The following is a 3,934-nucleotide window of genomic DNA, read 5'->3' as shown; positions in this document are numbered from 1 at the left end:
GGACAAACTGGGCTATTGGTTTGAAGACAGGACAAAATCATGTACTTTCTTTATCTATAAGAAAAGCGGTGAGAATTAGGATACCATTCTCTCCGCTTTTTGTTTTCCAGCTCTCTATTTTCTTGTACAGGTAAGTCTTCCGAATAGTAACGCTCACTCAAGTCTTTTATCATTATTGATTGCTGCACTTCGCGCGCGCCGCGATCAATCCGAGTTCCACTGCACCGTATAATCCGGCGTTTTGCTTGAAATGCGAGCGTACCAGTTTCGGCGGATAGGGCACGCACTGCTTCAGGCGTTCTTCGATTGCTGCTCGAAGCAGAGAAAATGACGCGGCCATCCCGCCTCCTACGACAATTTTCTGCGGGTTCCAGAAGATTGAAAGATTGGCAATTTGATAGCCAATCTCGCTCAGCGCTTCATCAACGAACGCGCGATATTCTTCGTCTTTCCCGGCCAGGGCAAAAACTTCTTTCGTTGGTAATGGGGTTCCAAAGTGTTCCGTCGCACGTCGGGCAATACCAGATCCGCTCGCAAACTCTTCAAATGACGCATGTCCGGATTGATACGTCTTGTTATCCTTTCGATTCTGCATTAAGTAAGCAATTTCCCCGGATGCACCATTGTGTCCGCGCATGACTTGATCACCGTAAGTCATGCTCACAGAAACACCGGTCCCTAAATTGACGTATAATCCGTAGTCCGTATTCGCCAACTCACCGCGACGCAGTTCGGCAAGCGCCGCTGCTTTTACATCTTTTTCCATACGCACCGGTACATGGAATGCAGCAGTCATTATCGCACAAAGATTCACTTTCTCCATCCCATACAAATTTGGCGCTAATTCGATCTGATCCTTGGTGACCACACCACACATACCGATACCGATGCCCACGAGATGCGTTTCCTCACGACTTGCCAGCAAATCTTGTCCACAAGCGATGACCGTCCTTAGAAAATCCATTCCGCCGCTTTTCACCGATCCAACCTGATTCTCAGCCAGCACGTGCCCATTGTGATCTGATAAAGCAACGGCAACCTTGGTCCCGCCAAAGTCAAAAGCTAAAACACCATCCATTGATCCGAACCACCTTCAAAAATTAGATCTCTTTATTTGTCTTAACAATAACCGGTTTACTGAACGGCCAATCTTGATGTTTTCGTGCCCAGAACAGGTAAATGATCGCACCGATCATGGTCCAAACAACAGCTAAACCGATCGCCGACCATCCCGAAGAATAGAACACAAAGGCCCAGCCAATAAATGCAAGAATGCTTGGCAGCGGATAAAGCCATTGTTTATAGGGCCGTTTCAAATCCGGACGGCGCTTGCGAAGAACGGTCAGCGCCACAATCTGTCCCATGAATTGGATCACGATCGTCAGTGCCATCAACGCATTGATAATCGTCGTCAGATCGAAGAAGCAGCAAATCGCCATGACAGCGCCTAGAATGAGCAGCGATACGTTTGGAAAATGATACTTTGGATGCAGTTTCGCAAAAGGCTTGAAAAACAACCCGTCTTTCGCCGCATTGTAAGGGAGACGCGATGCACCCAGCAAGCCATTGAAGACCGAAGCAAAACAGGTCCATACGATCAAAATCGTAATTATGACTGCACCTGGCGTTCCCCAAATGCGTTCCATGAACAAAGTTCCGATATTACTGCTCTTCATCGCTTCTTGCCACGGAACAACACCAATAATGCCAATATTCATTAATAGATCGATAAGTGCAACGAGCAAAATCGATAAGGTCACGACCCGAGGAAGCGTACGTCCCGGATCCTTCACTTCATCACCGAGATAGCAGCTTGTGAAATAGCCGAGATAATCATAAATCGAAAGCAGCATCCCTGCACCAAGTCCGGTAAAAAACGAGGCAGGTTCAAATGCATTTTTTGGAAAATCGAAAGCCAGACTTGGATTGAAATGCATGAGTGCGGTTCCGATGATCAGCACAACGGTCAGAATCATTCCGCCCCACAGGATCGTCGAAATCTTAGCGACCGAATTAATGCGCCGATAAAGCAAGATCACCGTCAACACCGTCACACCAACAGCTATAAACTTCGTTTCAAGCGGTGTAATATGTGGAAAAAAGTAGCTTAGATAGTTAGCCAAGCCGATCGCTCCGGTCGACATCGTCATTGGTGTTGCGATCAGTGTCGACCAAATAAATAAAAACGGCATCAGCTTGCCTGTACGGTATTTAAATGCCTCACGCAAATAAATATACGTACCGCCTTCACCCGGTAGTGCAGAACCAAGTTCACTCCATACCAGTCCGTCAAGCAGGGCAAGCAATGCACCAATCAGCCACCCAAACATTGCCTGAGGACCACCCATCACCGCTAAAATTATCGGTATTGTAATAAAAGGGCCCGCGCCCATCATTTGCGACATATTAATTGCCGTTGCCTGCAAAGTCCCAATACTCCGCACCAAGCCATTACCCTTATTCTCCATTTTAATCCTCCTTGCTTTATCTGAGATTTGCCCATTTATTATCACGCTTGATCGCGCGCTTCACATTCTGTTCTATATCTTTTGAATCATTTGATCCCTCATCGAATCAAGCAATCCTTTAATCGTCCCCATTGCCGATGCATCTTCACCAAGTGCTCCATACTCGATAACCGTTGCCATCGGAACGAGCTGCTGAACGAGCGCTTGGATTTCGGGAATTATCGACTTTAATATTGCTTCATGGTAGCCTCCGATGATCACTTTTTCTGGATTAAGCAAAACGCAGACATTACTGATCATCAATGCCATGAGACGCGCGAGATGTTCGCGTGCTTCCTTTGAAGCTCCACAGGTATGTAACAGTGAAACAACTTTTCGTTCAAACGTGCCGAACCTGCCTTTTTCATAAACGGTTTCTTGTTCGAGGTCTTCCTCCGTCAACATATAACCAATTTCCCCCGCTGCCTGCTCAAAACCTGCTACTAAATGGCCACCAGAAAGGATTGCTGATCCAACACCTGTCCCAACCGATAAATAAAACAGGTCATCAACGAGGCTGCTCTGTCCAATCCATCGCTCCCCGAACGCGGCAGCATTGACATCGTTCATCACAAAGACATCTAGATCGAACGATTCGCTCAGTACCTTAGCCAAATCCAAGTTGTACCAACTTAAAGAAGGTGCATCAACGACGATTTGATGATCCTTTACCATTGACGGTACGGAAACACCCATTCCAATCACCCGATATTCAGACTCAATGCCTGCTAAATAATGGTCGATAATTGATTTCAGTTCATCCAAATCTTGATGAAAAGGAAACGTTTCCTTTTGCTCAATCGTACCGGCTAAATCTGCTAAAACAATTTTCACCTGATTCTGCTGAAGATCCATCCCTAATAAAAAAGCAGAACGTGGATTGAAGCCTAACATTTGCCCTTTTCGTCCACCATTCGCCGTTGAATCGCCCATACCTCGTTCGATAACCATCTCCTTTTCTAATAGATCAGTCACAATCATTGAAACGGTTGAACGGCTCAGCGACAGCTTCCGCGACAGTTCTGCCCGTGAAATAGGCTGGTTGCGAATGATCGCATCCAACACGAGGCGTCGATTTAAATCGCGAATAAGATCAAGATTTCCTTTCTGCACGTTCATCGCTCATTTCTCATTTTTTGTGTTTGTTCGTCCTTCGAACAAACGAACCATGTCACTTATTATAATCTGTAAAATCAATTCAGGGCGAACATTGTCATATTATCTAACATACTTTTGAGATATTAAAAAAATGATACCCATCCCTCTCATCTTTTTCATTAAGCATCCTGGGTCTTAATTAAGTAACTCGTAAACTAAGCGGAGATTTTCCGGTTATATGCGGAATGGAGCTCGTTTCGGGGGGAACATAAGGGGGATTTTTCCGATTATGCACAGCAAAAACCCCCATTTTTCACGTTTTTCACGTT

General features: G+C 45.7%; 3 protein-coding genes. All 3 read right to left on the bottom strand.

All coding sequences use genetic code 11. The features are described 5' to 3' along the window. Positions 1–172: 172 nt before the first annotated feature. The 3 genes from SIN01_RS14215 to SIN01_RS14205 all read right to left on the bottom strand — a co-directional run bounded on the left by SIN01_RS14215 (position 173) and on the right by SIN01_RS14205 (position 3,626). Entirely contained in the window at positions 173–1,078 is a 906-nt protein-coding gene (locus SIN01_RS14215; protein WP_141306152.1) for an ROK family protein, read from the bottom strand. A 22-nt stretch (positions 1,079–1,100) separates the two neighbouring features. Then, positions 1,101–2,468 (bottom strand): APC family permease, encoded by a 1,368-nt coding sequence (locus tag SIN01_RS14210; RefSeq protein ID WP_141306151.1) that lies wholly within the window; start codon positions 2,466–2,468, stop codon positions 1,101–1,103. 72 nt (positions 2,469–2,540) lie between these two features. Continuing rightward, on the bottom strand, positions 2,541–3,626 hold the full coding sequence (locus tag SIN01_RS14205; RefSeq protein WP_141306150.1) for an ROK family transcriptional regulator: 1,086 nt from the start codon (positions 3,624–3,626) through the stop codon (positions 2,541–2,543). Positions 3,627–3,934 lie beyond the last annotated feature (308 nt).

It is taken from the genome of Sporolactobacillus inulinus (assembly GCF_006539285.1).
In the GTDB taxonomy this organism is placed as follows: Bacteria; Bacillota; Bacilli; order Bacillales; family Sporolactobacillaceae; genus Sporolactobacillus; species Sporolactobacillus inulinus.
The sequence above is the reverse complement of the archived record's forward strand: the minus strand, read 5'-3'. Positions and strand labels throughout refer to the sequence as shown.